17 protein-coding genes and 1 tRNA gene are annotated in these 22986 nt (G+C 64.7%); 14 read left to right on the forward strand and 4 right to left on the reverse strand.

Annotation, left to right across the window (positions count from 1 at the left end):
* Window positions 1-24 precede the first annotated feature (24 nt).
* Window positions 25-1575: an MASE1 domain-containing protein gene (locus ACDH77_RS08765; protein WP_372353829.1), complete on the forward strand. Its 1551-nt coding sequence runs from the start codon at window positions 25-27 to the stop codon at window positions 1573-1575.
* Window positions 1576-2443: 868 nt separating this feature from the next.
* Here the strand turns inward: ACDH77_RS08765 and ACDH77_RS08770 are convergent.
* Complete coding sequence (locus ACDH77_RS08770) at window positions 2444-2668, reverse strand: hypothetical protein (protein ID WP_014090010.1); 225 nt, start codon at window positions 2666-2668, stop codon at window positions 2444-2446.
* Window positions 2669-2881: 213 nt separating this feature from the next.
* Here ACDH77_RS08770 and ACDH77_RS08775 point away from each other — a divergent pair, with 213 nt between their 5' ends.
* Window positions 2882-4051 carry an N-acetylmuramoyl-L-alanine amidase gene (locus ACDH77_RS08775; protein WP_372353830.1) on the forward strand — a complete coding sequence of 390 codons (1170 nt, stop codon included), beginning with the start codon at window positions 2882-2884 and terminating at the stop codon, window positions 4049-4051.
* Window positions 4052-4087: 36 nt separating this feature from the next.
* On the forward strand, window positions 4088-5005 hold the full coding sequence (gene folE2, locus ACDH77_RS08780; RefSeq protein WP_218557440.1) for a GTP cyclohydrolase FolE2: 918 nt from the start codon (window positions 4088-4090) through the stop codon (window positions 5003-5005).
* A 485-nt stretch (window positions 5006-5490) separates the two neighbouring features.
* On the opposite strand, the gene ACDH77_RS08785 is transcribed toward folE2, so the two are convergent.
* Window positions 5491-5565 (reverse strand) — tRNA-Glu (locus ACDH77_RS08785).
* Window positions 5566-5614: 49 nt separating this feature from the next.
* Between ACDH77_RS08785 and pcnB the strand changes: the two genes are divergently transcribed.
* The 8 genes from pcnB (at window position 5615) to ACDH77_RS08825 (ending at window position 12354) form a co-directional block, all read left to right on the forward strand.
* Window positions 5615-6982 (forward strand): polynucleotide adenylyltransferase PcnB, encoded by a 1368-nt coding sequence (pcnB, locus tag ACDH77_RS08790; protein WP_008571264.1) that lies wholly within the window; start codon window positions 5615-5617, stop codon window positions 6980-6982.
* A gap of 3 nt (window positions 6983-6985) precedes the next feature.
* Window positions 6986-7471, forward strand: a complete 486-nt coding sequence (folK, locus tag ACDH77_RS08795; RefSeq protein WP_372353831.1) for a 2-amino-4-hydroxy-6-hydroxymethyldihydropteridine diphosphokinase — start codon at window positions 6986-6988, stop codon at window positions 7469-7471.
* 35 nt (window positions 7472-7506) lie between these two features.
* Window positions 7507-8322 (forward strand): 3-methyl-2-oxobutanoate hydroxymethyltransferase, encoded by an 816-nt coding sequence (gene panB, locus ACDH77_RS08800; protein ID WP_008571262.1) that lies wholly within the window; start codon window positions 7507-7509, stop codon window positions 8320-8322.
* Window positions 8319-9161 (forward strand): pantoate--beta-alanine ligase, encoded by an 843-nt coding sequence (gene panC / locus ACDH77_RS08805; RefSeq protein WP_011347142.1) that lies wholly within the window; start codon window positions 8319-8321, stop codon window positions 9159-9161. Before panB ends, panC begins: the two co-directional genes overlap by 4 nt.
* Window positions 9162-9336: 175 nt before the next feature.
* Entirely contained in the window at window positions 9337-9717 is a 381-nt protein-coding gene (gene panD / locus ACDH77_RS08810) for an aspartate 1-decarboxylase (RefSeq protein WP_008571260.1), read from the forward strand.
* Window positions 9714-11228 carry a glucose-6-phosphate isomerase gene (pgi, locus tag ACDH77_RS08815; RefSeq protein WP_057681968.1) on the forward strand — a complete coding sequence of 505 codons (1515 nt, stop codon included), beginning with the start codon at window positions 9714-9716 and terminating at the stop codon, window positions 11226-11228. Before panD ends, pgi begins: the two co-directional genes overlap by 4 nt.
* A gap of 154 nt (window positions 11229-11382) precedes the next feature.
* Window positions 11383-11727 (forward strand): type II toxin-antitoxin system prevent-host-death family antitoxin, encoded by a 345-nt coding sequence (locus ACDH77_RS08820; protein ID WP_057681967.1) that lies wholly within the window; start codon window positions 11383-11385, stop codon window positions 11725-11727.
* A gap of 3 nt (window positions 11728-11730) precedes the next feature.
* Window positions 11731-12354, forward strand: coding sequence for an AAA family ATPase (locus tag ACDH77_RS08825; RefSeq protein WP_029819240.1), 624 nt, complete (start codon window positions 11731-11733; stop codon window positions 12352-12354).
* Between the two features lie 216 nt (window positions 12355-12570).
* Here the strand turns inward: ACDH77_RS08825 and ACDH77_RS08830 are convergent, their stop codons facing one another.
* The gene (locus ACDH77_RS08830; RefSeq protein WP_014090018.1) at window positions 12571-14526 is read right to left on the reverse strand and encodes a PhoX family protein; all 1956 of its coding nucleotides are present in this window, start codon (window positions 14524-14526) and stop codon (window positions 12571-12573) included.
* Between the two features lie 434 nt (window positions 14527-14960).
* Between ACDH77_RS08830 and ACDH77_RS08835 the strand changes: the two genes are divergently transcribed.
* Both ACDH77_RS08835 and ACDH77_RS08840 read left to right on the forward strand, forming a co-directional pair.
* A complete protein-coding gene (locus tag ACDH77_RS08835; RefSeq protein ID WP_372353832.1) occupies window positions 14961-17573 on the forward strand; it encodes an exo 1,3/1,4-beta-D-glucan glucohydrolase in 2613 nt (870 codons plus the stop codon).
* 256 nt (window positions 17574-17829) lie between these two features.
* Window positions 17830-19392: a sodium/sugar symporter gene (locus ACDH77_RS08840; RefSeq protein ID WP_014090020.1), complete on the forward strand. Its 1563-nt coding sequence runs from the start codon at window positions 17830-17832 to the stop codon at window positions 19390-19392.
* Between the two features lie 196 nt (window positions 19393-19588).
* On the opposite strand, the gene ACDH77_RS08845 is transcribed toward ACDH77_RS08840, so the two are convergent.
* Complete coding sequence (locus ACDH77_RS08845; RefSeq protein ID WP_372353833.1) at window positions 19589-21445, reverse strand: putative bifunctional diguanylate cyclase/phosphodiesterase; 1857 nt, start codon at window positions 21443-21445, stop codon at window positions 19589-19591.
* 454 nt (window positions 21446-21899) lie between these two features.
* On the opposite strand from ACDH77_RS08845, the gene ACDH77_RS08850 reads away from it, so the two are divergent.
* Window positions 21900-22886, forward strand: a complete 987-nt coding sequence (locus ACDH77_RS08850) for a cellulase family glycosylhydrolase (protein WP_031422359.1) — start codon at window positions 21900-21902, stop codon at window positions 22884-22886.
* The last annotated feature ends 100 nt before the right edge of the window (window positions 22887-22986 follow it).

Consider the following 22986-nt stretch of genomic DNA (forward strand, 5'->3'; position numbering starts at 1 on the left):
ATCGTGAAACCAAGGAGTGGTGGTATGGCGGCAACAAGAGAGCTTGTCAGGGGTGCGCTGATCAGCGTGTGCTACTGCTTGGCCTTCCTGTCACTCTGGTATTGCTCCATCGATCAGTGGTATTTGCCGGTTGGCCTGCGCGTCGTCGCTCTCCTATTCAGGCCTTATCGCGAGTGGCCTTTTCTGCTGGCAGGCGATGCGGCGGCGATGCTGTGGCTCCGCGTGCCGCTCTCGCACAACCAAGGTTACGACCCGGCCTGGGGTTATCTGAGTCCTTTTCTGCACGCACCCATGATTGCTTTGGGAATCTGGTCCGCTCGTCGCTACTGCGGGAAGCTGATCCAGCAGACTCCCTTCCTGATTCCGTTTTCCATCGCGATCGCGTTTTTCAATTCTTCGTGGAGCATCGTTCTTAATGCTTCACTCGACGGCCCTTCAACTGCCGATGCAGGTCAATTTCTCGTCCGCTACTGGTTGGGGAGTTATCAGGGAATACTGGCCTTCCTGCTTCCCGTTCTGCTTTGGTCCCCCCAGCGGCGAGGGCCAACCCGGGCGGACTTGCCGAGGGATTTGGCGCTATCGGTTGTTGTCATCCTGGTGCTGTTCTACATCCTTGGCTACACGCAAGACATATGGGCTCGAAAGGTCTTGATGGCGTTGCTGATCGGGCCTGCGATCTTCTTGACCCGCAACCATGGCTGGACAGGTACTGCGCTGGGTACGTTGCTAGCCAACTTCGCATTGGCAATCACTTTGCCTAAGACGTACGAAATTGGTTACTACAATGCACAGTTATTCGATGTTCAAATCTTTCACGTCATTGTCAGTGCCATTCTTTTCTCCGCAGGTGCGAAATTCGTCAAGCCCGTAAAGCGATTTGAGACGATCCGGCGAGTAAGGGTCGATGCGCAGCGTGCCATCCAGGAGAGCTATCTCTCCGCTGAAAGGACGCTGAGGAATCGAGTTGTCGAGTATTCCGACATCAATGTTAAGGTGAACAGGATGCGGAAGTCGGTTATCGCTGACCTGCGTGCTCGGGGACAGCACGCTGCGGCAATGGAGATCACCCGTCTCGCCGTGCTTGAGTCTCAGCTCTTGCACGAGTATGTCGGAGCGCTATATCCGCTCGAGATCGAAACGCACGGACTGTTCCGATCGTTACGTTCGGCCGCCTTTGAGCGGCTGAATGCAACTGAAGTCACTTGTCTCCTGCAGGGGGATTGCCAGCTACTGTCACTTGGCTTGCAGCTGGCTGCTTATCGTTGTGTGCTCAACACCATGGAACTTCTTCCTGTTGCGGACAAACATTTCATCCATGCGCGCGCTTGGCGCGGTAGAGGTGCGCAGGGCGTCGTAATGAGAGTGTTCGCCGACACCTCGGTAGTAGATTCGCTCCGCCGTGAGTCGCCTGATGCCGAGGCGGAACTTCGCGCTCGCCTCAAGGCGCATGGCGGTATGTTTCGCCGCCGCCATGCGCTGGTGGTTAGTTTTCTAGTTGCCGAAGTGCCTACAGTTACTGCGACGGAGACACCTTCCAGCGTTCCTCGTTGGCTTGCCGCTCGACTTGCACAGTGAAGTGGGTAGTCCGGTAAATCGTGCGTGCATTGGGGCCTGGCTCCGCAGCGGTTGCCGCTGACGTCGGATTGCCCCAAAGGGTGTTAGCGGAAGGTACGGAGACGCGGTCTGCATCCTTACCCATTGGAAGTACCCACATCGCGTTGTCAATGCGTGCAACGACCGCTCGGACCCCGCCGCTTGCGTCATTGATCTGCAGGTAGGTCACACCGTCGCGCTGGAACTCGTAAATCGGCCAGGCAGGATCCAGCGTAAGGTTCGCCGCTGCTGCGGGGCTACGCTCTCCAAGTCCGGTTGTGGCGCTGGCGCCTACGCCACCTGCGCAGCACCCGCCGCTCTGAGCGAGTGCAGGACCACTGAGCAGAACTCCGGCCACTACGCAAAGATACTTGAGCTGGTTTTTCTTCGTTCGCATGATGTTTTCGCCTCTCCCTGCTAGGGGCATTTCTGCCTGCGATTCAGGCCAGCCTACGGTACGTCTATTCGGTGTATCGATGTCGATGTTTTATCGAAAGTCCATTAGCTCAAGGGAACTGCTTTCCCAGATCCGTCGGCAATGCTGTAGAGTTCAAAATGGGCCTTGAGCAAAGGTTTGCAGGCCGCCATGAATGTCGGCATCGGGGAAGGGGGCTTCATGCTGGCGACACTACGGATCAGTCATCAGGAGTGGCGTGCACCTGGCGGATGGCCTGCGCTTCTTTCTGACGCGCAGTCCTTGGGACAGGCGATCAAACTTGGCCACCACGGCATGGAATATCGGAGCGCACGTCCACACCGCCAGCCAACGCCAGGCCAGGGCTTATGCCCTCCTACTTGGACCGGTCACGACTTCGTCGTCCCTCCATGGGCAACCGCGCAAGCCGTCGAGCTAGCCCTGTAGTGCTTGCTGCCGCGCCTGCTCGAACCATGCAATGACCTTAGCGTGGTGCTGCGCTCCCCAGCGGCGCAGGAACTGCTTGGTGTGGTGATCGTCCGGGTCCCGTAAGGCGGCCAGGCGCTGGGCGATGAACGCGGCCGTCCGCGGCTGGTCGCAATCCAGTTCGATGCAGCGACGCCAGGCGTCATAACTGGCGGGGACCGGGCCGGTGGTCATGGGTGTCCTCGGGAAGATGAATGGCGACAAGCGCATGGAGCCGTTGACACTTGTGTCTGGCTCTCGTTTGTTACTTTATAACAGTCATCTTGATCGCCGTCGATGTGTCGTGCCTTTCCGTCCTATCGCTTCTTGTGTCTTTCAGCGCCACGCTTCTCCCGCAGGCCGGGCGCGCGGTCCCGCCATTGCCCGCCACCCTTGCGGGCCGACTGCATGAAGCGACGCGCGTTGTTGCAGGCCACCGGCGCGGCCATGGTGCTTGCGCCCGGCCTGGTCACGGCAGCAGGCCAGATCCGTCTGCAGGCGTGCTCGCTGCAGCGAGGCGATCAGTGGACGCAGTTGCGTCTGTCCCTGTCCGCGCCGACGCAGTACCACCTGTTCACTTTGACGGGCCCGCAGCGGCTGGTCATCGACCTGGGACACGTGGCACCTGCGCTGCCACCGATCGCATCGATTACCTATGGCGAGCCGGTGACCGGTCTCCGGGCGGGTGTGCATGGCGACGGCGTGCGCGTGGTGCTCGATCTGACCCGGCCGGTCGCCGCGCAGCCGCGCTGGCAGGGCAGTGAGCTGCTAATCGATCTGGGCGGCGAGGCGGCAGCGAAGACAGGTGAGGCGCCGGAGGTGATGGACAGCCATGTCGCCGATGCGCTCGCGCCGGCCGCGTTCGGTCATCGCCTGCATCCCTACGTGGTCGCGATCGATGCAGGCCACGGCGGCAAGGATCCGGGGGCGGTCAGTGCCGATGCGCGTTACGAAAAACATGTCGCCATGGCGGTCGCCGGGCGGTTGCACCGACGCCTGGCGTCCGATGCGCGCTACCGGCCGACCATGATCCGCAGCGATGACCGCTTCGTGCCATTGCACGAGCGCGTGTTGATCGCCCATCGCCACAATGCGGACCTGTTCGTCTCCATCCATGCCGATGCCGCACCAACGCGCCAAGCGCGGGGCGCCTCGGTGTTTGCGCTGTCGCAGACTGGCGCCAGCTCCGCACTGGCGCGCTGGATCGCCGATAGCGAAAACGCTGCCGACGACATGGGAGACACCGCGCGCCGGCTGCGGGTGCCGAGCAATCCGGTGTTGTCGCAGGTGCTGGCCGATCTGTCGCTGAGCGGCACCATCGCCAGCAGCCTGGCATTCGGCACGTTGATGTTGGAACGCCTGCAGCAGGTGACGCGCCTGCATCAACACCAGGTGGGGCAGGCCGGTTTTGCGGTGTTGAAGTCGCCGGACATTCCGTCGCTGCTGGTGGAAACCGGCTTCATGAGCAATCGCGACGATTGCAGCCGCCTGTGCAGCGATACGCATCAGGACGAACTCGCGCAGACATTGCATGCGGCAATCGACGACTACTTCGCTGCGTTTCCTGGTCGCGCCTGAGGCGCGGTCGTCACCTTTATCTTCGACGAGATCCCGATGTCCGCTACGCTTCCCGATGTTGCTGTGACCGAACCATCAACGCTGAGCGCGCCCCTGCGATGGGTGGGCATGCAGGACATCGCCATTCCCGTGCAGTTGGAGGCCGGTGGCGGCCAGCTTGCCGCACGCGCCAGCGTGCAGGTCGATCTGCCGCGGGCAGAGCTGAAAGGCATCCACATGTCGCGGTTGTACCGCCTGCTGGATACGCAGCTGCAGCAACCAGTGTCGCCGGCCATGCTCTCGGGGTTATTGCAGGCGCTGATCGACAGTCATGCCGATTGCGCGAGCCGCGCCGCTCGGCTGACGCTGAGCGTCGAACTGATGTTGCGCACGCCGGCATTGCGCAGTGAGGGGCTTAGTGGCTGGCGTGCCTATCCAGTGCACATCGCCGCGCAATGCAGTGCAGGGCGCACCACGATCCAGCTCCAGGTGGAGGTGTTGTACGCCTCTACTTGCCCCTGTTCGGCAGCGTTGTCGCGGCAGCTGCTGAGCGATGCATTCGTGCAGCAACATGCCGGGCGCGATGCGTTGGCGCTGGACGAGGTTGCGCAATGGCTGCAGGACCACGGTTCCTACGCCACGCCGCATAGCCAACGCAGCGTGGCGCAGGTACGCGTTGAGCTGCCCGCCGATGCGCAGCGCTTGGCCATCCGGCAACTGGTCGGTCTGTGCGAGCAGGCGTTGGCGACGCCGGTGCAGGCTGCAGTGCGGCGACCCGACGAACAGGCATTTGCGCGCTTGAATGGCGCAAACCTGATGTATGTCGAAGATGCAGCGCGACGCCTGCGCCAGCAGCTGGCAGAGCACTATGCTGCCTTCCATGTGGCGGTACGCCATCTGGAAAGCCTGCATGCCCACGATGCCGTCGCCGAAACCGACAGCGACGACGCGGTGCTTGGGCCGACGACCATGTGAGCAAACGCGATGCACTGCAAATTCCCAGGGCGGCCGGCACGCATGGTGCACGGGCGAAACACCTCCACTCACGTCACCGCGCAGCGAATGCGTACCGGCGAGCGCGCAGCGATGAGGCCCGTTCTCTGTGTGCTGATGTGGCTGATCTGAGCTGCGTCCCTGAGATCGACACATCGTCTGACACTTGCCATGCGATGCCGCGAATCTGCATGCGTGTTGGCTGGAGCGCGTTGAGGGCCTTGGCCGTATTGCATCCCGACAACGCACTGCCGCATTGCGGATTTGAGATGGAATCCGGCGCCGTGGATGCGGCAACCAACCTCGACCAATCCCGGGCCCCTGCGGTCCTGACCGGGCTAGATGCGAGGCGGAGATGGTCGCGGCCTGCGCGATGGCACGCAGGCCAATGCACATGCAAAGGGCCTGCGCCACAACGCAAAAGCCCCGCATTGCGGGGCTCTGGCGTCTAGCAGTCAGACCGATCGTGGTGCTCCCTAGGGGACTCGAACCCCTGTTTTAGCCTTGAGAGGGCCACGTCCTAACCATTAGACGAAGGGAGCGCTTTTGTCACGTCTTGTGCAGCGCGCTAGTATAGTGAGGTAATAGCCGTTGGGCAATCCTGCAACACAAGACGGAAGCGCCATCATCGAACCCTCAGTTACATCTCCGTTCACGCTGCGCGTCATTCCACGCGACCAGCACACCATCTCGCGCAAGGACATCAGCCCCAACGCGTTGCGCGTGTTGTACCGCCTGCGCGAATCGGGCTTTGGCGCCTATCTGGTCGGCGGTGCGGTGCGCGACCTGCTGGTCGGCGGCCACCCGAAGGATTTCGACGTGGCCACCGACGCGACGCCGGAAGAGGTCAAGGCGCTGTTCCGCAACTGTCGTCTGATCGGCCGCCGTTTTCGTCTGGCACATGTGGTGTTCGGTCGCGAAATCATCGAAGTGGCCACCTTCCGCGCCAACGTCGACGATGGCAGCGGCGACCGCGAACTCGATAACGGCCGGCTGGTGCGCGACAACGTTTACGGCACCATCGAAGACGACGCGATCCGCCGCGACTTCACCTGCAATGCCCTGTATTACGCCATCGAGGATTTCTCGGTACGCGATTACTGCGGTGGCTTCGAAGACGTGCAGGCGCGCCTGATGAAGTTGATCGGCGACCCCGAGCTGCGCTACCAGGAAGATCCGGTGCGCATGCTGCGCGCGGTGCGCCTGGCGGCCAAGTTGAATTTCGACATCGAAGCCGGCACTGCCGAACCCATTCCGCGTTTGGCCGGGCTGCTGTCCGAAGCTGCGCCTGCGCGGTTGTTCGAAGAAATCCTCAAGCTGTTTCTGTCCGGGCACGGTGTGGCCAGCTTCGAAGGCCTGGAGCGCTATGGCTTGCTCGGCGTGCTGTTTCCCGAAAGCGCGGCGGCATTGAAGTCCAATCGCAGTGGTGCGTTGCGCGCCATGGTGCTGGAAGGCCTGCGCAATACCGATGCACGCGTGGCCAACGACGAGCCAGTGTCGCCGGCCTTCCTGTTTGCATTGCTGCTGTGGCCGGCGTTCTGCCGCACCCTGATGGCTCTGCAGGCGCAAGGCGTGCAACCGGAAGATGCGCAGCGCCGTGCGGCCGATCGCGTCACCTTGCATCAGCTGGAGCGCGTCGCGTTGCCGCGCCGTTTCTCGCTGCCGATGCAGGAAATCTGGTTGCTGCAGACGCGCTTCTCCTCGCGTCAGCGCAAGCGGGTGTTCCGCACCTTGTCGCATCCGCGCTTCCGCGCGGCGTTCGATTTCCTGGTGCTGCGTCAGTTCGCATCGCCCGATCACGCGGCCGATGTGGAGTTCTGGCGTGAGGCGCAGAAGTCGTCCGGCCAGGAGCTGGTGGATGCGATCGAATCGGCGCAGGCCGACCAAGACGGCGATGAGGGCGCACCGCGCAAGCGTCGCCGACGCCGCCGTCGGACCGGCGCGCCCGCAGGCGAGTAGGGCATGCAGACCGCCTTTGTCGGCCTGGGTGCCAACCTGGGCCAGGCCGAGGCCAGCGTGCGCGCGGCCATCGCCGCGCTGGGCGTCGTGCCGCAGACCACGCTGATCGCCGCTTCGCGTTTGTATCGCACGCCGGCCTGGGGCCGCGAAGACCAGCCCGATTTCATCAATGCCGTGGCCCAGCTGCGCACCGATCTTGCGCCGCTGCCGTTTCTGGAGGCCTTGCTCGGCATCGAAAAGGCGTTCGGCCGCGAGCGTCTCGCCGGCGAGCGCTGGGGTCCGCGCACGCTGGACCTGGACCTGCTGCTGTACGCCGATCAGGTGATCGACCTGCCGCAGCTGCAGGTGCCGCATCCGCATCTGCACGCGCGCGCCTTCGCCCTGCTGCCGCTGTCGGAGCTGGCGCCAGAGGCGATCATTCCGGGGCATGGAACAGTGCGGCGCGCCCTGCACGCCATCGATACCTGCGGGCTGGAGCCGATTGGGTAGATAATGGCCGGCTTATCACCCCACGTAATGACTTCATGAGCAGCCACGCCGACAGCAAGCCCTGGACCGTGCCCGCCTTGGCGCAGGCCAAGCGCGAGGGTCGAAAACTGGTCATGTTGACCGCGTACGACGCCGGTTTCGCGCGCACCTTCGACGCCCATGGCGTGGACCTGATCCTGGTCGGCGATTCGCTCGGCATGGTGGTGCAGGGACACGATTCCACCTTGCCGGTGACCACCGCCGACATGGTCTACCACACCGCCGCGGTGGCCCGTGCGCTCGATCGCGCCTTGCTGGTGGCCGACCTGTCGTTCCAAGCCGATGCCACCCCTGAACGTGCATTGGATGCCGCCACCCAGCTGCTGCAGGCCGGCGCGGAAATGGTCAAGATCGAAGGCGCCGGGCACAAGCTGGAAGTCATCCGTTACCTGGTCGAGCGCGAGATCCCGGTCTGTTCGCACCTGGGCCTGACTCCGCAATCGGTGCTGCGGTTTGGCGGCTACAAGGTGCAGGGCCGCGGCGAAGCTGGCGAGCAGCTGCGTCGTGACGCACAGGCGGTGGTCGATGCCGGTGCGAGCTTGTTGGTGCTGGAATGCGTGCCGACACCGATCGCCACGCAGATCAGCGCCGACCTTAGCGTTCCCACCATCGGCATCGGTGCCGGCCCCGGCTGCGACGGCCAGGTGCTGGTGATGCACGACATGCTTGGGCTGGACAGTGGCCACCGCCGGCCCAAGTTCGTCAAGGATTTCCTGGCCGAAGGCGGCTCGGTCGCCGGCGCGGTGCGCGCCTATGCGCAGGCCGTGCGCGACGGCAGCTTTCCCGATGCAGAGCACGCGTACGCCGCATGATCCAGACCCTGACCGATCTTTCCGCATTGCGCGCCCTGGTCAATGGCTGGAAGCGCGAGGGCCTGCGCGTGGCGCTGGTGCCCACCATGGGCAACCTGCACGCCGGGCATTATTCGCTGGTGATGCTGGCGCGCCAATACGCCGACCGCGTGGTCTCCAGCGTGTTCGTCAACCCGACCCAGTTCGGCCCGAATGAAGATTTTGCGCGCTACCCGCGCACGCCTGAGGCCGACCTGCGCGGCCTGGAAGATGCCGGCTGCGATGCGCTGTGGCTGCCGGATGTGGACACCATGTACCCGCTCGGCACCGCGCTGGCCACGCCGATCCACGCGCCCGGTGTCAGCGATGTGCTGGAAGGCGAGTGCCGGCCAGGGCATTTCGATGGCGTGTGCACCGTCGTGGCGCGCTTGTTCAACCAGGTGCAGCCGGACGTGGCCGCCTTCGGCAAGAAGGATTACCAGCAGTTGGCGGTGATCCGGCAGATGGTGGCCGACCTGGCGTTTCCGATCGAAATTTTGGGCGGCAGCATCGTGCGCGAGGCCGATGGCCTGGCGATGAGTTCACGCAACCAGTATCTGTCGGCGGAAGATCGCCCGATCTCGGCCACGATCCGCAAGGTGCTGTTGCAGATGCGCGACAGCTATGCCGCCGGCACGCCGCGTGCGCAGGTGGAAGATGCCGCCAGCCAAGCGCTGGAACAGGCCGGTTTCCGGGTCGATTACGCGGTGGTGCGGCTGCCTGACCTCAGCGAGCCGGGCGACAGCTACACCGGCGCGCGCGTGGCCTTGATCGCGGCTCGCCTGGGCAACACGCGTCTGATCGACAACCTGGAATTCTGAGCAGGCCGACGCAGCGATGCGGCGTCTGAGCGGTCCGGAGCGCCAGCGAACGGGGGCGCGCGTTTGTTCGCGCTGCGCGGGCCTGAAGCCCTCACCACCGGCGGCCGCGCAATCCGGTGGGGGCGGGCGCTTTCCGCTAAAATGCCGGCTTTCCTTTTGTCGTTGCCTTCCGTCCATGCATCTGTCCCTGCTGAAAGCCAAGATCCACCGCGCCACCGTCACCCATTCCGAGCTCAACTACGAAGGCTCGATCGCCATCGACGGCCTGCTGCTGGAAGCGACCGGCATCCGCGAATTCGAACAGGTCCATATCTGGGACGTCACCAACGGTGCGCGTTTCAGCACCTATGCCATCCGCGCCGAAGAGGGCAGCGGCATCATGTCGCTCAACGGTGGCGCAGCGCGTCACGTGCAGGTGGGCGATCTGATCATCGTGGCGGCGTTCGCCAGCATGAGCGAAGACGAAGCCAAGACCTTCAAGCCCAATCTGGTATATGTGAACGCGCACAACGCGATCTCCCACACCAACCACAGCATCCCCACGCAGGCCGCATGACACAGACCAACGGATTCGACGCGCTTCACGCCCACGCCCAGCGCCTGCGCGGCGCTGCCATCCCCGCATTGCTTGCCGCCGAGCCGCAGCGGCCCACGCAGTACGCCAGGCAAGTCGGTCCGTTGTATTTCAACTTCGCGCGGCAGAAGTACGACCGCGCCGCGCTCGATGCCTTGTTCGCCATCGCGCGCGAGCGCGATCTGGCCGGCGCGTTCCAGCGCCTGTTCCGTGGCGAGCAGGTCAATGTCACCGAACAACGCGCGGCCTTGCATACCGCATTGCGCGGCGATTTGACCGACGCGCCCGTGGCATCGGAGGCCTACGCCACCGCTGCAGAAGTGCGCCAACGCATGGGTGCGTTGATCCAGCAGCTGGAAGCGACCGAGGTCACCGACATCGTCAGTGTCGGCATCGGTGGCTCGGACCTGGGTCCGCGGCTGGTGGCCGATGCACTGCGTCCGGTGAGTGGGGCGCGGTTCCGCGTGCACTTCGTCTCCAACGTCGACGGTGCGGCGATGCAGCGCACGCTGGCCACGCTGGATCCGGCACGCACCGCCGGCATCCTGATCTCCAAGACCTTCGGCACCCAGGAAACCCTGCTCAACGGCAGCATCCTGCATGCCTGGCTCGGTGGCAGCGAGCGGCTGTACGCAGTCAGCGCCAACCCCGAGCGCGCCGCCAAGGCCTTCGATATCGCACCGGGCCGCGTGCTGCCGATGTGGGATTGGGTGGGCGGGCGCTACTCGCTGTGGTCGGCAGTGGGTTTCCCGATTGCATTGGCCATTGGTTTCGAACGTTTCGAACAACTGCTGGAAGGCGCCGCGCAGTTCGATGCACATGTGCTCAACACGCCGCTGGAAGAAAACGTCGCGGTGTTGCACGGCCTGACCGCAGTGTGGAACCGCAACCTGCTCGGTAGCGCCACGCACGCGGTGATGACCTACGACCAGCGCCTGGCGCTGCTGCCGGCGTACCTGCAGCAGCTGGTGATGGAGAGCCTGGGCAAGCGCGTCAAGCTCGACGGCTCGGCGGTGGAAAGCGATACCGTGTCGGTGTGGTGGGGCGGCGCGGGCACCGATGTACAGCACAGCTTCTTCCAGGCGCTGCATCAGGGCACCAGCGTGGTGCCGGCCGATTTCATCGGCACCGTGCACAACGACGACCCGTACGCGGAAAACCATGTCGCGCTGATGGCCAACGTGCTGGCGCAGACCGAGGCGCTGGCCAACGGCCAGGACAGCAGCGACCCGCACCGCAGCTACCCGGGCGGCCGCCCGAGCACGGTGATCCTGCTCGATGCGCTCACTCCGCAGGCACTGGGCGGGCTGATCTCGATGTACGAGCACAGCGTCTACGTGCAATCGGTGATGTGGGGCATCAATGCGTTCGACCAGTTCGGCGTGGAACTGGGCAAGCAGCTGGCCAGCCAGTTGCTGCCGGCGCTGAAGGGCGAAGCGGCCGATGTGGCCGACCCGGTGACACGCGAGCTGCTGAGCAAGTTGCGCGGCTGAGCAGTTGCGCATCGTACAGATAGAGAACGGGGCCTGCGGGCCCCGTCTTGTTTTGGACGACATGGCCGACTGCGCTGAGGTCAAAATGGACAAATTTCCTAAATTGGGAATTTGAGGGTAGGCTGATCACCGTCACTCCGTCCGGACTGCCCCCATGTCGCGCTTCCAGGATCTGCCCGATCTCGAAAAATCCCCCGCTGCCGACATCAAGGTAAAAGGTTGGCCCAGCCTGATGCGCAAGGTGCGCTCGCACGGGGCGGTGGTGATCACCAACCACAATCATCCCGAAGCGGTAGTGGTGGATGCCGAGGCGTATCGGCGCCTGGTCAATCAGGCGAGTGCGGCGGCCGCAACCTCGGCGCACGCGCAGTCGCTGCAGGCATTGCAGGCGAAGTTCGACGCGCATCTTGCCGCAGCGACCGAGGGTGCGGGCGTGGCCAGGGCGATCGCCACGCCGGCACGCCGCGGCCGCAAGGTCGCCTTGGGCCCGTCGCTGTAAGCGATGGGCAATCTTCTGGTGCTGGCTGGCGTCAATGGCGCAGGCAAGAGTTCGTTACTGGGTCGTTTTCTGCAAGAGGACGGTGCCACCTGGTTCAACCCGGACGCCTTCACCAGGGACTTGGTGGAGCAGGGCTGGGCGCCTGCGGAAGCGAACGCGCAGGCCTGGCAGGAAGGCGTACGGCGGCTGCGCCAGGCCATGGCCGATAACAGCGATTTCGCCTTCGAAACCACGCTGGGCGCGACGACCATTCCGCGCCTGCTGCGCGAAGCCTGCGCCCAGCACACGGTGGCGGTCTGGTTCTGCGGGTTGGCGACGGTGGAGCTGCACATCGAGCGCGTGGCGGCGCGGGTTGCGGCTGGCGGACATGCCATTCCCGAACACAAGATCCGCGAGCGTTACGATGCCTCGCGGGCCAACCTGATCGCGTTGCTGCCCGATCTGGCCGTGCTGCATGTCTACGACAACAGCGCACCGGCCGATGCCGCGGGTCAGGCATCGCCCATGCTGGTACTGGAACTGGACCGCAGCGGCCTGCAATACCCGCAGACGCCGGACGAATTGGCACAGGTACCCGATTGGGCAAAGCCCATCGTGATGACGGCGCTGGAGTTACGGCAGTCCTGAGCGGCGCACTCAGGCACGTGCGTCAGATCCGTCTCACCGACGTAGCCAGAGACCCATCGACCGTACCCGTAGGAGCGCACCGGCGCGCGACAGGCCACATCGGCAACGCTCCTCGTGCCCGTGCGCGCTCCTACCGGTCTGCGACAGCAGCGGGAATGCCCCGCTGCACGTGTCGGCTGTCGCGTCATCCAGCGCCGCAACTGGAAACGGCAGCGCTTACGCCTTGCTCAACTGCACGGCCACCGGGTCGCCGGTGAGATAACCCACCGCTCCACCGAAGCGGTCCTTGTAGTTGGCGCGGACCAACGGATCCAGCGTGGCCTTGACGGTGTCGTGCAGCGGGCTTTCCCAGTCGCCGGGATGCTGGAAGTTGCTCATCACGTAGGTCCAGCCGTGGATCTCGTCGACGGCGTGCAGGCCGGTCGATTCGGCGCCGGCCGGCACCGACAGCACGCGCGTCAACGTGCCGCTGTCCACGTTGTAGGCCCACAGGAAATTGTTGACGTGCAGGCTGCTGTCTTCGCCGATGAACAAGGTGCGCAGCGATTCGGAGAACTTGAGATTGTCGGGGTTGGCGATCCGTTCGGGGTCGGCCAGGTTGCCTAGTGCGTCGGCCTTGGCCAGGTTGTGGCCGGTGAGGGCAGCCGGGGCGGCCATGTCGATCGGCACCCAATCGCTGTGGATCGGGGCGCCCTGGCTGTCGCGCTGGCCGCCACGCAGGTTCAAGGCGTACACCGCGCCAGCTTCCGGACCCTGCACTTTCACATCGCCCGAGCCGTTGAGCATGCTGGTGACGATGTAGGACATCGCCATGTAGGCGACCTTGTCGCGTGCGTTGACGGTGGTGCCTTCGAGCTTGGTGAAGCCCAGGCTGCCGCCGGCCAGCGCGGCATAGCGATGGGTTTCCAGATACGTGGCAGCCTTCTCCATGCCGGGTTTGATGCGGATCCAGTTGAAGGTGCCGTTGAACGGAATCTTGGTGAACGAGGCATCGCCCGGGTCGCTCAGGTGCACGTCGAGGATGTCGGCGGCGGTAAGGCGGTCGGCCATGGCCTGGATCTCGGCACTGGTGGCGTGGCCGAGCTTGATCCAGCGCAGCGTGGCCGCGCCCGGGCCGATGCCCGAGGTCTGGTGCCACTTGCCGACATACAACGTGCCGGCGGAGAGATCGGCCTTGCGGTCGGCGATGAACATGAAGAGCCCGCCGTTGGTCGCGTCGTCGCCCATCAGCACGGTGCGCTGGTCGGGCATCACCTGCACCAGCTCGTGCGAGATGCGGCCCAGGCAGTAGTGCTTGCGCACGCTGCCGGTGCCGTCCGGGTGCACGGTGATTTCTGGCAGATGGCCGTAGTGGTACGGATTGGCTTTATTCGGGTCGCCGTACAGATGCGTGCTGTAGCTGCGGAACTGGGTGTTGCCGGCCAATGCCGTGGCATCGGGCTCGTATTCTTCGCTGGACAGGTGGGTATTCCACGGCGACAGGCTGGCGCCGCAGGTGGTCCACAGCCCATGGACCGGTGCGGTGTCGACGTTGTGGTACTTCACCAGCGACAGCTTGCCGGTGGCCGGGTCCTGATCCAGCGTCAACACGGCGATCGGCGCAGGCAGGTGACGGTTGGTGTCGTTGCCGGCCTGGTCGCGGGTGGTGTATTCGAACTGCACCACTGCGAACACGTGGTTGCCCTTGACGCCTGGCACCTTGGCATTGGGCAGGGTCAGTAGCGAGGAGCCGTCCGGGCAATCGGAAAAGAACGGACGTTCGGCACCGGGTTTGGAGCGGTCGATGATCGGGCGATGCTGGATGTCGTAGTACCCGCCAGCCAGCACGGTGCCGCCGTTGCCGTCCGGCACCTGATCGCCGGTGATGAAGAACGGGTGGTAGGCCAGTGCGTAGCGCTGCGTGCTGCCGTCGCTGCGGGTCACGCTGAGTGCCGAACCGACCGTGGTGGTGGCCATTGCCGCCGGGTCGGCCAGGCTCGGCGCCGGCATGCCGTGGAAGGTGGCCGAGACCAGGCGGGTCGGGTTCTCCGATGGCCGCAACGGGCGCGCGGCCCACGCCGCACCGCCAAGCTGTTGCAGGGCGGCAGCGCTGGCGTTGCCGAGCGGCAACAGGGGAACTGCCGCCAGCAATTGCATCAGGCGACGACGGGAGGGGTCGGGGGAGGGGGACATCGAAACTCCAGGCAAAGGCGACGATCGACGATGGCAATGGCGCATCGGCAAGCCGGTCACGCTAGGCCGCTGGTATGACACTTGTTTGACAGCAGGCTCACCCGTTGGCCTGGGTTCGAACGTGTCGTGGCAAGCGAGCGCTGCCAGGTTCCCTTGACACGCCGATGCTGCGCATTGGTCAGACCGGCGGGTGGTGCGATGCAGCAAAGTGCATCTGCTCGCGCTGTCAGACGCGGCAGCGGATTGGGTGGTTTTGCGCGGTTTCACAGGTGCTGCCGGTATTCCAATGCTATAGCCGCGGCCAATAAGTTGCCCGGTATTCGGCATACGGGCAGCTGTGGTTGACAGGGTAGGGGAATCACGCAAGCGTACGCCGCCTAATGGCCTGCGGCGCAACGCGTCGCCGTGGGAGAACCACCCTGGAGAAACGAATCTTGGACAAGCTGCTCCGTCGTACCGCCGCGCCCGTCGCGCGTCGCGCCCTCTGCCTGGCCACCGCTGCGGCGGTGCTGATGCTGGCCGCCTGCCAAGGCAAGGACACTGCTGCCGAAGCGAGCAAGGCCGCCCCGGCCGCCGCACCTGCCGAGGCGTCGACCGCCATCCATCCGGACCAGTGGCCGTCGCCGAAGTGGCCGTTCCCGCAGGACGCGGCGCTGGAGCAGCGCATCACCGATGTGATGGCCAAGATGAGCGTGGAAGAGAAGGTCGCCCAGACCATCCAGGGCGATATCGCCAGCATGACCCCGGATGACGTGCGCAAGTACCGCATCGGCTCGGTGCTGGCCGGCGGCAATTCCGATCCGGGCGGCAAGTACAACGCCAGCCCGGCCGAATGGTTGAAGCTGGCCGACGCGTTCTATGAAGCGTCGATGGACACTTCCAAGGGCGGCAACGCGATTCCGATCATCTTCGGCATCGATGCGGTGCACGGCCAGAGCAACATCGTCGGCGCCACGCTGTTCCCGCACAACATCGGCCTGGGCGCCACGCGCAACCCGGACCTGATCAAGAAGATCGGCGAAGTCACCGCTGCCGAAACCCGCGTCACCGGCATGGAGTGGACCTTCGCGCCCACCGTGGCCGTGCCGCAGGACGATCGCTGGGGCCGCACCTACGAAGGCTATTCCGAGTCGCCGGACGTGGTGGCCAGCTTTGCCGGCAAGATGGTCGAAGGCGTGCAGGGCGTGCCGGGCACGCCGCAGTTCCTGGACGGCAGCCACGTGATTTCCTCGGTGAAGCATTTCGTCGGCGATGGCGGCACCACCGACGGCAAGGACCAGGGCGACACCAAGGTGTCCGAAGCCACCATGCGCGATATCCACGCTGCCGGTTATCCGCCTGCGATTGCCGCTGGCGCACAGAGCGTGATGGCCTCGTTCAACAGCTTCAACGGCGAAAAGATGCACGGCAACAAGGTCATGCTGACCGACGTGCTCAAGGGCCGGATGAATTTCGGCGGTTTCGTGGTCGGCGACTGGAATGGCCACGGCCAGGTCAAGGGCTGCACCAACCAGAACTGCCCGGCCTCGTTCATTGCCGGTGTCGACATGGCGATGGCCGCCGACAGCTGGAAGGGTATCTACGAAACCGAACTGGCGGCGGTGAAGTCCGGCCAGATTTCGGCCGAGCGTCTGGACGATGCCGTGCGCCGCATCCTGCGTGTGAAGATGCGCCTGGGCCTGTTCGAGGCCGGCAAGCCGTCCAAGCGCCGACTCGGTGGCAAGTACGAATTGCTCGGCGCACCCGAACACCGTGCGATCGCCCGCCAGGCGGTACGTGAGTCGCTGGTGCTGCTGAAGAACCAGGCCGGCATCCTGCCGCTGAATCCGACCAAGCGCGTGCTGGTGGTGGGCGATGGCGCCAACGACATGGGCAAGCAGTCCGGCGGCTGGACCCTGAACTGGCAGGGCACCGGCACCAAGCGCAGCGACTACCCCAACGGCACCACCATCTGGGAAGGCCTGGACAAGCAGATCAAGGCCGCCGGCGGCAGCGCCGAGTTGGCCGTGGACGGCGCCTACAAGACCAAGCCGGACGTGGCCGTGGTGGTGTTCGGCGAAAACCCGTACGCCGAATTCCAGGGCGATATCGCTACCTTGCTGTACAAGCCGGGCGATGAAAGCGAACTGGCCCTGATCAAGAAGCTCAAGGCCGACGGCATCCCGGTGGTGGCGGTGTTCCTGAGCGGGCGTCCGCTGTGGATGAACCAGTACATCAACGCCTCCGACGCGTTCGTCGCTGCCTGGTTGCCGGGTTCCGAAGGCGAGGGCATTGCCGATGTGCTGCTGCGCAAGGCCGATGGCTCGGTGCAGAACGACTTCAAGGGCAAGCTCAGCTTCTCCTGGCCCAAGACCGCGGTGCAGTTCGCCAACAACGTCGGCCAGAAGGACTACGACCCGCAGTTCAAGTTCGGCTTTGGCCTGACCTATGCCGACAAGGGCGACCTGGCGGCGTTGCCGGAAGAGTCGGGCGTGTCCGGCGAGCAGTCGGTAGGCGGGATGTACTTCGTGCGCGGCAAGCCGGCACTGGGTATCGCGATGCAGCTGTCCAACGCCGGCCAGGCCAACATGCCGGCAACCACGCTGCCGGTGGGCCTGTCCGATGGCAGCCTGAAGATGAGCGCAGTCGATCACAAGGCGCAGGAAGATGCGCGCCGTCTGGTGTGGTCCGGCAGCACCGCCTCCAGCGTGTTGCTGGTGTCCGCCAAGCCGGTGGACGTCTCGCGTGAGAGCAACGGCGATGTGCAGTTGCAGCTGACCCTGCGCCGCGACAGCGCCGTGACCGCGTCGGTGTGGCTGGGCGTGGGCTGTGGCGACAAGTGCGGTGGTCGCGTGGATGTGCGCAAGACCCTGGCCGCGCTGCCGCAAGGCCAGTGGAAAGTCGTCGGCGTGCCGCTCAAGTGCTTTGCAGTGGCCGGTGCCGACGTGAGCAAGCTGACCCAGGTCGCCAGCATCGAAAGCGCCGCCGCGCTGGACCTGTCGGTGTCCAAGGTGGCGCTGGGTGCGCTCAACGAAGCCGAAGTTACCGTCGACTGCCCGGTCAAGTAAGCAGCATTCCCGCAGGCGTAGGCGCGCCTGCGGGAGATCGGATGAAACAGGCGCGTCGCCAGTGCTGGCGGCGCGGTATAGCGGCCACCCTGATCGGTGGTGTCATCAGCCGCCGCGGGACGCGCGCGTCGATTGGCCGGGATGGCCTGCAGCTGCGGTTCGCCGCGCTGCCGTGACGCACGCCGTGCGTTGCGGCGGCATTCTGCAGGCCTGTCTGGCGTTCGATGCACATCCCAGAGCCAGACAGGAGAGTGCAGTGGGTTTGGCGACGTTGGATATCGTGATCGTGCTGGTCTACCTGACCGGCATCTTCGTGCTTGCGCAGTGGGTCTCGCGCGAGAAGGCAGGCCACAGCAAGAGCGCCGAGGATTACTTCCTGGCCAGCAAGTCGCTGCCGTGGTGGGCGATCGGCGCCTCGCTGATTGCGGCGAACATTTCGGCCGAACAGATCATCGGCATGGCCGGTTCCGGCTATGCGATCGGCCTGGCGATCGCCTCCTACGAATGGATGGCGGCGCTGACGCTGCTGATCGTCGGCAAGTTCTTCCTGCCGATCTTCCTGCGCAATGGCATCTACACCATGCCGCAGTTTCTGGAGCAGCGTTACGGCAAGTGGATCCGCACGTTGATGGCGGTGTTCTGGCTGCTGCTGTACGTGTTCGTCAATCTCACCTCGATCCTGTGGCTGGGATCGATCGCGGTCAGCCAGGTCACCGGTATGGACCAGACCCTGGCGCTGGCACTGATCGGCGTGTTTGCGCTGGTCTACCAGCTCTACGGCGGGCTGAAGGCGGTGGCGCTGACCGACATCGTGCAGGTCACCCTGCTGGTGCTGGGCGGGCTGCTGGTGGCCGGGTTGACCCTGGCGCGGATCGGCGACGGTGCCGGCGTGCTGGCCGGCTTCCAGCACCTGTGGAGCGCGCACCCGGAGCACTTCCACATGATCCTGACCAAGGACAACCCGTTCTACAAGGATCTGCCGGGCCTGAGCGTGCTGCTTGGCGGGCTGTGGGTGATGAACATCAGTTACTGGGGTTTCAACCAGTACATCATCCAGCGCGCGCTGGCGGCCAAGAACATCGGCGAGGCGCAGAAGGGCATGGTGTTTGCCGCGTTCCTGAAGCTGCTGATGCCGTTGGTGATCGTGGTGCCGGGCATTGCCGCGGTGGTGCTGGCGCCGGATCTGGCCAAGCCCGATCAGGCCTACCCGACCATGATGCAGCTGTTGCCGACCGGCATCCTGGGCCTGGTGTTTGCCGCGTTGGTTGCGGCGATCGTGGCCTCGCTGGCCTCGAAGATCAATTCGGTGGCGACGATCTTCACCCTGGATTTCTACGCCAAGTTCCGCCCGCAGACCGGGCAGAAACAGCTGGTGCGCGTAGGCCGTATCGTGGCCGCGCTGTCGGTGCTGATCGGCATCCTCACCGCGCGGCCGTTGCTGGGCAACTTCGATCAGGGCTTCCAGTTCATCCAGGAATTCACCGGCTTCTTCACTCCCGGCGTGGTGGTGATCTTCATGCTCGGCCTGTTCTGGAAGCGCGCCAACGAAGCCGGCGCACTCACCGCGGCGATCGGCTCGGTGGTGTTGTCGTTCGCGCTCAAGTTCGCCTGGCCCGAACTGCCGTTCATGGACCGCATCGGCGTGGTGTTCGTGGCCGCGCTGGTGTTGGCGGCGGTGGTGTCGTTGCTGACGCCGGCCACCCAGGCACGCGATCTGATCCGTACCAACGACGTTGCCTACGGCACCACGCCCGGTTTCAAGATCGGCGCGGCGGGCGTGATCGCAATTCTGATCGTGCTGTACACCGTGTTCTGGTAAGCAGTGATGTCTTGAAACGCGGCGCGGCACCTCGGTGTCGCGCCGCGCTGCGTTGACAGCCTGCCGTTTCGGCGGCGCGCGCCCTCGTCAAGCGCGTTTGGATGGCCCGCAGCAGCCATTGCGCCCGCGTGGCAGATGCCACTCAAGTACCGCCTGCGCCGCCGAGTGGTGGACGCGGTTGGTGTGCCGGCTGCGCTTAGACGCGTGCCGCGGCCAAGCTGGCGGCAAGCAGGTTGACCGGCGCGGCATGTTGCTCGTGCCACGGCGTTTCCAGCCAGGTTTCCAGCGCGGCGGCCGGCATCGGTTTGGCGATCCAGTAGCCCTGGCCTTCGTCGCAGCCCCAGGCGCGCAATTGCGCGTACGCTTCCGCCGATTCGATGCCTTCGGCCACCACGCGCTGGCCCAGACTGTGGCCAAGCTGGATCATCGCCGGCACCAGGGTGCGGTCGGTGCGGCTGTCCGGCAGCGAACGGATGAAGGATTGATCGATCTTCAACGAGCTGGCCGGCAGCTGCTTGAGATAGCTGAAATTACTGTAGCCGGTGCCGAAGTCGTCGATGGCGATATGCACGCCCAGCGCTGCAATGGTGGCCAGTTGTTCGGCCAGGTGGTCGGGGTGGCGAATCATCGCGCTTTCGGTGAATTCGATTTCCAGCCGGCGCGGGTCCAGCTTGTGACGATCCAGGCCGCGCCGCAGCAGGCCGGCAAAGCCGGGGCGATCCAGATCGGCGGCCGACACGTTCAAGGCCAGGTTGAAGTCCAGGCCTTGCTGCTGCCAGCGCGCTGCCTGCGCGATGCCGTTGTCGATGACCCAGGCGGTGATGCGGTTGATCAGCGCGGTTTTCTCGGCCATCGGAATGAAATCCGACGGCACCACCGGGCCGATCATCGGGTGCTGCCAGCGCAGCAAGGCTTCCACGCCGACGCAGCGGTGGTCGTGCAGATCCACGCGCGGTTGAAAGTGCAGGCGCAGCTGGCTGGCGCTGTCCAGGGCCGCGGGCAGGGCGGCGAGCAGGCGGAAGGTATTGCGCTGGGCAACATCGTGCTTGCGCTCGTACAGGCTCCACGGCAGGCAGCGCTCGCGCGCAATATCCACCGAGGTGGTCAGCGAGCGGATGGTATCGGCGGCGCCGTAGCTGGACTGCAGCGAGACCGCGCCGATCGAAGCCACCGCGGTGTGCGGGATGCCCTGATGTTCCAAGGGCTCGGTGAACGCCTTGGAGACCTTGGTGCATAGCGTGGCCAGACGCTGGCCTTCCGCCTGCGCCAGGAAGCCGAAGGTCGTCGGGTCCAACCGATACAACAGGGTGCCGCCGGGCAGATAGGCGGCAAGGCGACGCTGTGCCAGGGCGACGTAGCCGTCTGCGTATTCCCAGCCCAGCGCCTTGACCATATCGCGGAAATAATCGCTGCCGCAGACATCGATGGCCACCGCCGTGGTGGCCGGTGCAGTGTCGCGTTGCGACAGCCAGGTATCCAGGTCTTCGCTAAAGCGCGCGCGGTTGGGCAGCCCGGTCGGACCATCGCGGTAGGTGGTACTGCGCAGGTTTTCCACGCGCAGCACGGCCAGGTCGCGCAGGCCTTCCAGTTGCGTGATTGCCGCTGCATCTAGTTCCTCGCGCGGGCTGGTGCCGATCACGCACAAGGTGCCGATGCTATGCCCATCGCGCAGCTTCAGCGGTGCGCCGGCATAGAAGCGAATGAACGGCGGCCCCATCACCAGCGGGTTGTCGCAAAAGCGCGGATCCAGCCGCGCATCCGGCACCACCATCACTTCGTCCGAGCGGATCGCATGCGCGCAGAACGCCTGACTCCGCGGCGTTTCGCGCGCTTCCAGGCCAATGCGTGCCTTGAACCACTGGCGGTGCTCGTCCACCAGCGATACCAACGCAATTTCCGCGTCCAGGCTGCGCGCGGCCATGGCGGCCACGGTGTCGAACACCGGGTCTGGCGGCGAATCCAGCAGGCACAGGCCGCGCAGCACCTCGAGCCGGGTGGACTCGTCGAGCGTGGGCGGAAGAAGAGACGCGACAGAGGCGGGCAGGGAAGGCATGCGCTCGTATCGGCCTGAAGCGTGATCCCTTGATTGGCGTTGATTGGCGCCGTTCAGTTGCAGCACGCGGCCCAGGCCGCGTTGGGACGCTTGAACAGTGCCGTGTCCGCGCCAGACGCGCGTCGCACGCGATTCCAAGGCCAGCTGCGCGGCGCTGTCGCAGGCCGTGCGCCGTCTGCCGGGGCTGGAATGCGCGCCTAACACCCACGCGCAAGGCGCAGGTGTCGTCCGGTGGCAGCGCCTAAATATCCCGTGCGCGCTGCCGATCACCTTTTGACCGCAGCGGTGCCGACGCCACGCAACCACCTGCATCGCGCCTGCGACCAATGCTCTTTCGCCGATGTTTGCTTTTGTGATGCGCATTCGCCTTATGGGTGTCACGAATTGACACAGTCTTCACTCGCGCTGTGAGTTTCGCCATCGCGGCTCTTGTCATTTCTATTTTGGAATCATCGTGAATTCATTGCTGTCTTTTGCACGACGCACGCTCCTCGTCGTCGCCGGTCTGGCGCTGTCGTCTGCCGCCCATGCAGGACTCACGGTGTCCGGGACGCAGTTGCGCGAGTCCAATGGCAACGCATTGGTGCTGCGCGGCGTCAACCTTCCGCATGCCTGGTATGCGGGCCGCACCGATGCGGCTTTGGCAGCCATCGCGGCCACCGGCGCCAACAGCGTGCGCGTCGTGCTCAGTTCCGGCTACCGCTGGACGCGCACACCGGAGGCCGATGTGGTCCGCATCATCGCGCGCTGCAAAAGCCTGGGCTTGATCGCCGTGCTGGAGGTCCACGACACCACCGGCTACGGCGAAGACACCGCCGCTGCGAATCTGGTCAATGCGACCAATTACTGGGTCGGCATCCGCAAGGCGCTGATCGGCAACGAAGACCATGTGGTCATCAATATCGCCAACGAACCGTTCGGCAACAGCCTGACTGCCAGCGAATGGGTCAACGGCCATGCCACCGCCATCGCCACCTTGCGCAAGAATGGATTGACCCACGCCTTGATGGTGGATGCGCCCAACTGGGGACAGGACTGGCAGTTCTACATGCGCGACAACGCCGCTGTGCTGCTGGCCCGCGACAGCCGCCGCAACCTGATGTTCAGCGTGCACATGTACGAAGTGTTCGGCAGCGATGCCACGATCAACAATTACTTGCGTGCCTTCAACGATAAAAAGCTGGCGCTGGTGATCGGCGAATTCGGTGGCGACCATCGCGGTGCACATGTGGACGAAGCGGCGATCATGCGCCGCGCGCGCGACTACAACGTTGGCTACATGGGCTGGTCATGGTCGGGCAACGACAGCAGCACGAAGTCGCTGGATATCGCAATCGGCTGGAATGCGGCACAACTGAGCACCTGGGGGCGCAACTTGATCCTGGGCGCCGACGGCATCACAGCAACCTCGCGTCGGGCAAGCGTGTTCGGCCCGTTGTGAGATGAAGTCCTGCAGTCGGCCGCGGTAGTTTTTCGGCACGCACAAGGGCACTGCAACGCGGTCGATCTGCGCGCCGCTACAGGGCCGGCGCACGGGCGCG

Origin of the sequence: Xanthomonas axonopodis pv. maculifoliigardeniae (assembly GCF_041519315.1) — a bacterium.
In the GTDB taxonomy this organism is placed as follows: Bacteria; Pseudomonadota; Gammaproteobacteria; order Xanthomonadales; family Xanthomonadaceae; genus Xanthomonas; species Xanthomonas euvesicatoria.

What these genes read in the sequence shown, in the direction of transcription:
- ACDH77_RS08830 (WP_014090018.1), bottom strand. Translation starts at nt 14,526, where the DNA reads ATGTCCCCCTCCCCCGACCCCTCCCGTCGTCGCCTGATGCAATTGCTG.
- panC (WP_011347142.1), top strand. Translation starts at nt 8,319, where the DNA reads ATGATCCAGACCCTGACCGATCTTTCCGCATTGCGCGCCCTGGTCAAT.
- ACDH77_RS08765 (WP_372353829.1), top strand. Translation starts at nt 25, where the DNA reads ATGGCGGCAACAAGAGAGCTTGTCAGGGGTGCGCTGATCAGCGTGTGC.
- panD (WP_008571260.1), top strand. Translation starts at nt 9,337, where the DNA reads ATGCATCTGTCCCTGCTGAAAGCCAAGATCCACCGCGCCACCGTCACC.
- ACDH77_RS08825 (WP_029819240.1), top strand. Translation starts at nt 11,731, where the DNA reads ATGGGCAATCTTCTGGTGCTGGCTGGCGTCAATGGCGCAGGCAAGAGT.
- ACDH77_RS08770 (WP_014090010.1), bottom strand. Translation starts at nt 2,668, where the DNA reads ATGACCACCGGCCCGGTCCCCGCCAGTTATGACGCCTGGCGTCGCTGC.
- ACDH77_RS08820 (WP_057681967.1), top strand. Translation starts at nt 11,383, where the DNA reads ATGTCGCGCTTCCAGGATCTGCCCGATCTCGAAAAATCCCCCGCTGCC.
- folE2 (WP_218557440.1), top strand. Translation starts at nt 4,088, where the DNA reads ATGTCCGCTACGCTTCCCGATGTTGCTGTGACCGAACCATCAACGCTG.
- pgi (WP_057681968.1), top strand. Translation starts at nt 9,714, where the DNA reads ATGACACAGACCAACGGATTCGACGCGCTTCACGCCCACGCCCAGCGC.
- folK (WP_372353831.1), top strand. Translation starts at nt 6,986, where the DNA reads ATGCAGACCGCCTTTGTCGGCCTGGGTGCCAACCTGGGCCAGGCCGAG.
- ACDH77_RS08775 (WP_372353830.1), top strand. Translation starts at nt 2,882, where the DNA reads ATGAAGCGACGCGCGTTGTTGCAGGCCACCGGCGCGGCCATGGTGCTT.
- panB (WP_008571262.1), top strand. Translation starts at nt 7,507, where the DNA reads ATGAGCAGCCACGCCGACAGCAAGCCCTGGACCGTGCCCGCCTTGGCG.
- ACDH77_RS08845 (WP_372353833.1), bottom strand. Translation starts at nt 21,445, where the DNA reads ATGCCTTCCCTGCCCGCCTCTGTCGCGTCTCTTCTTCCGCCCACGCTC.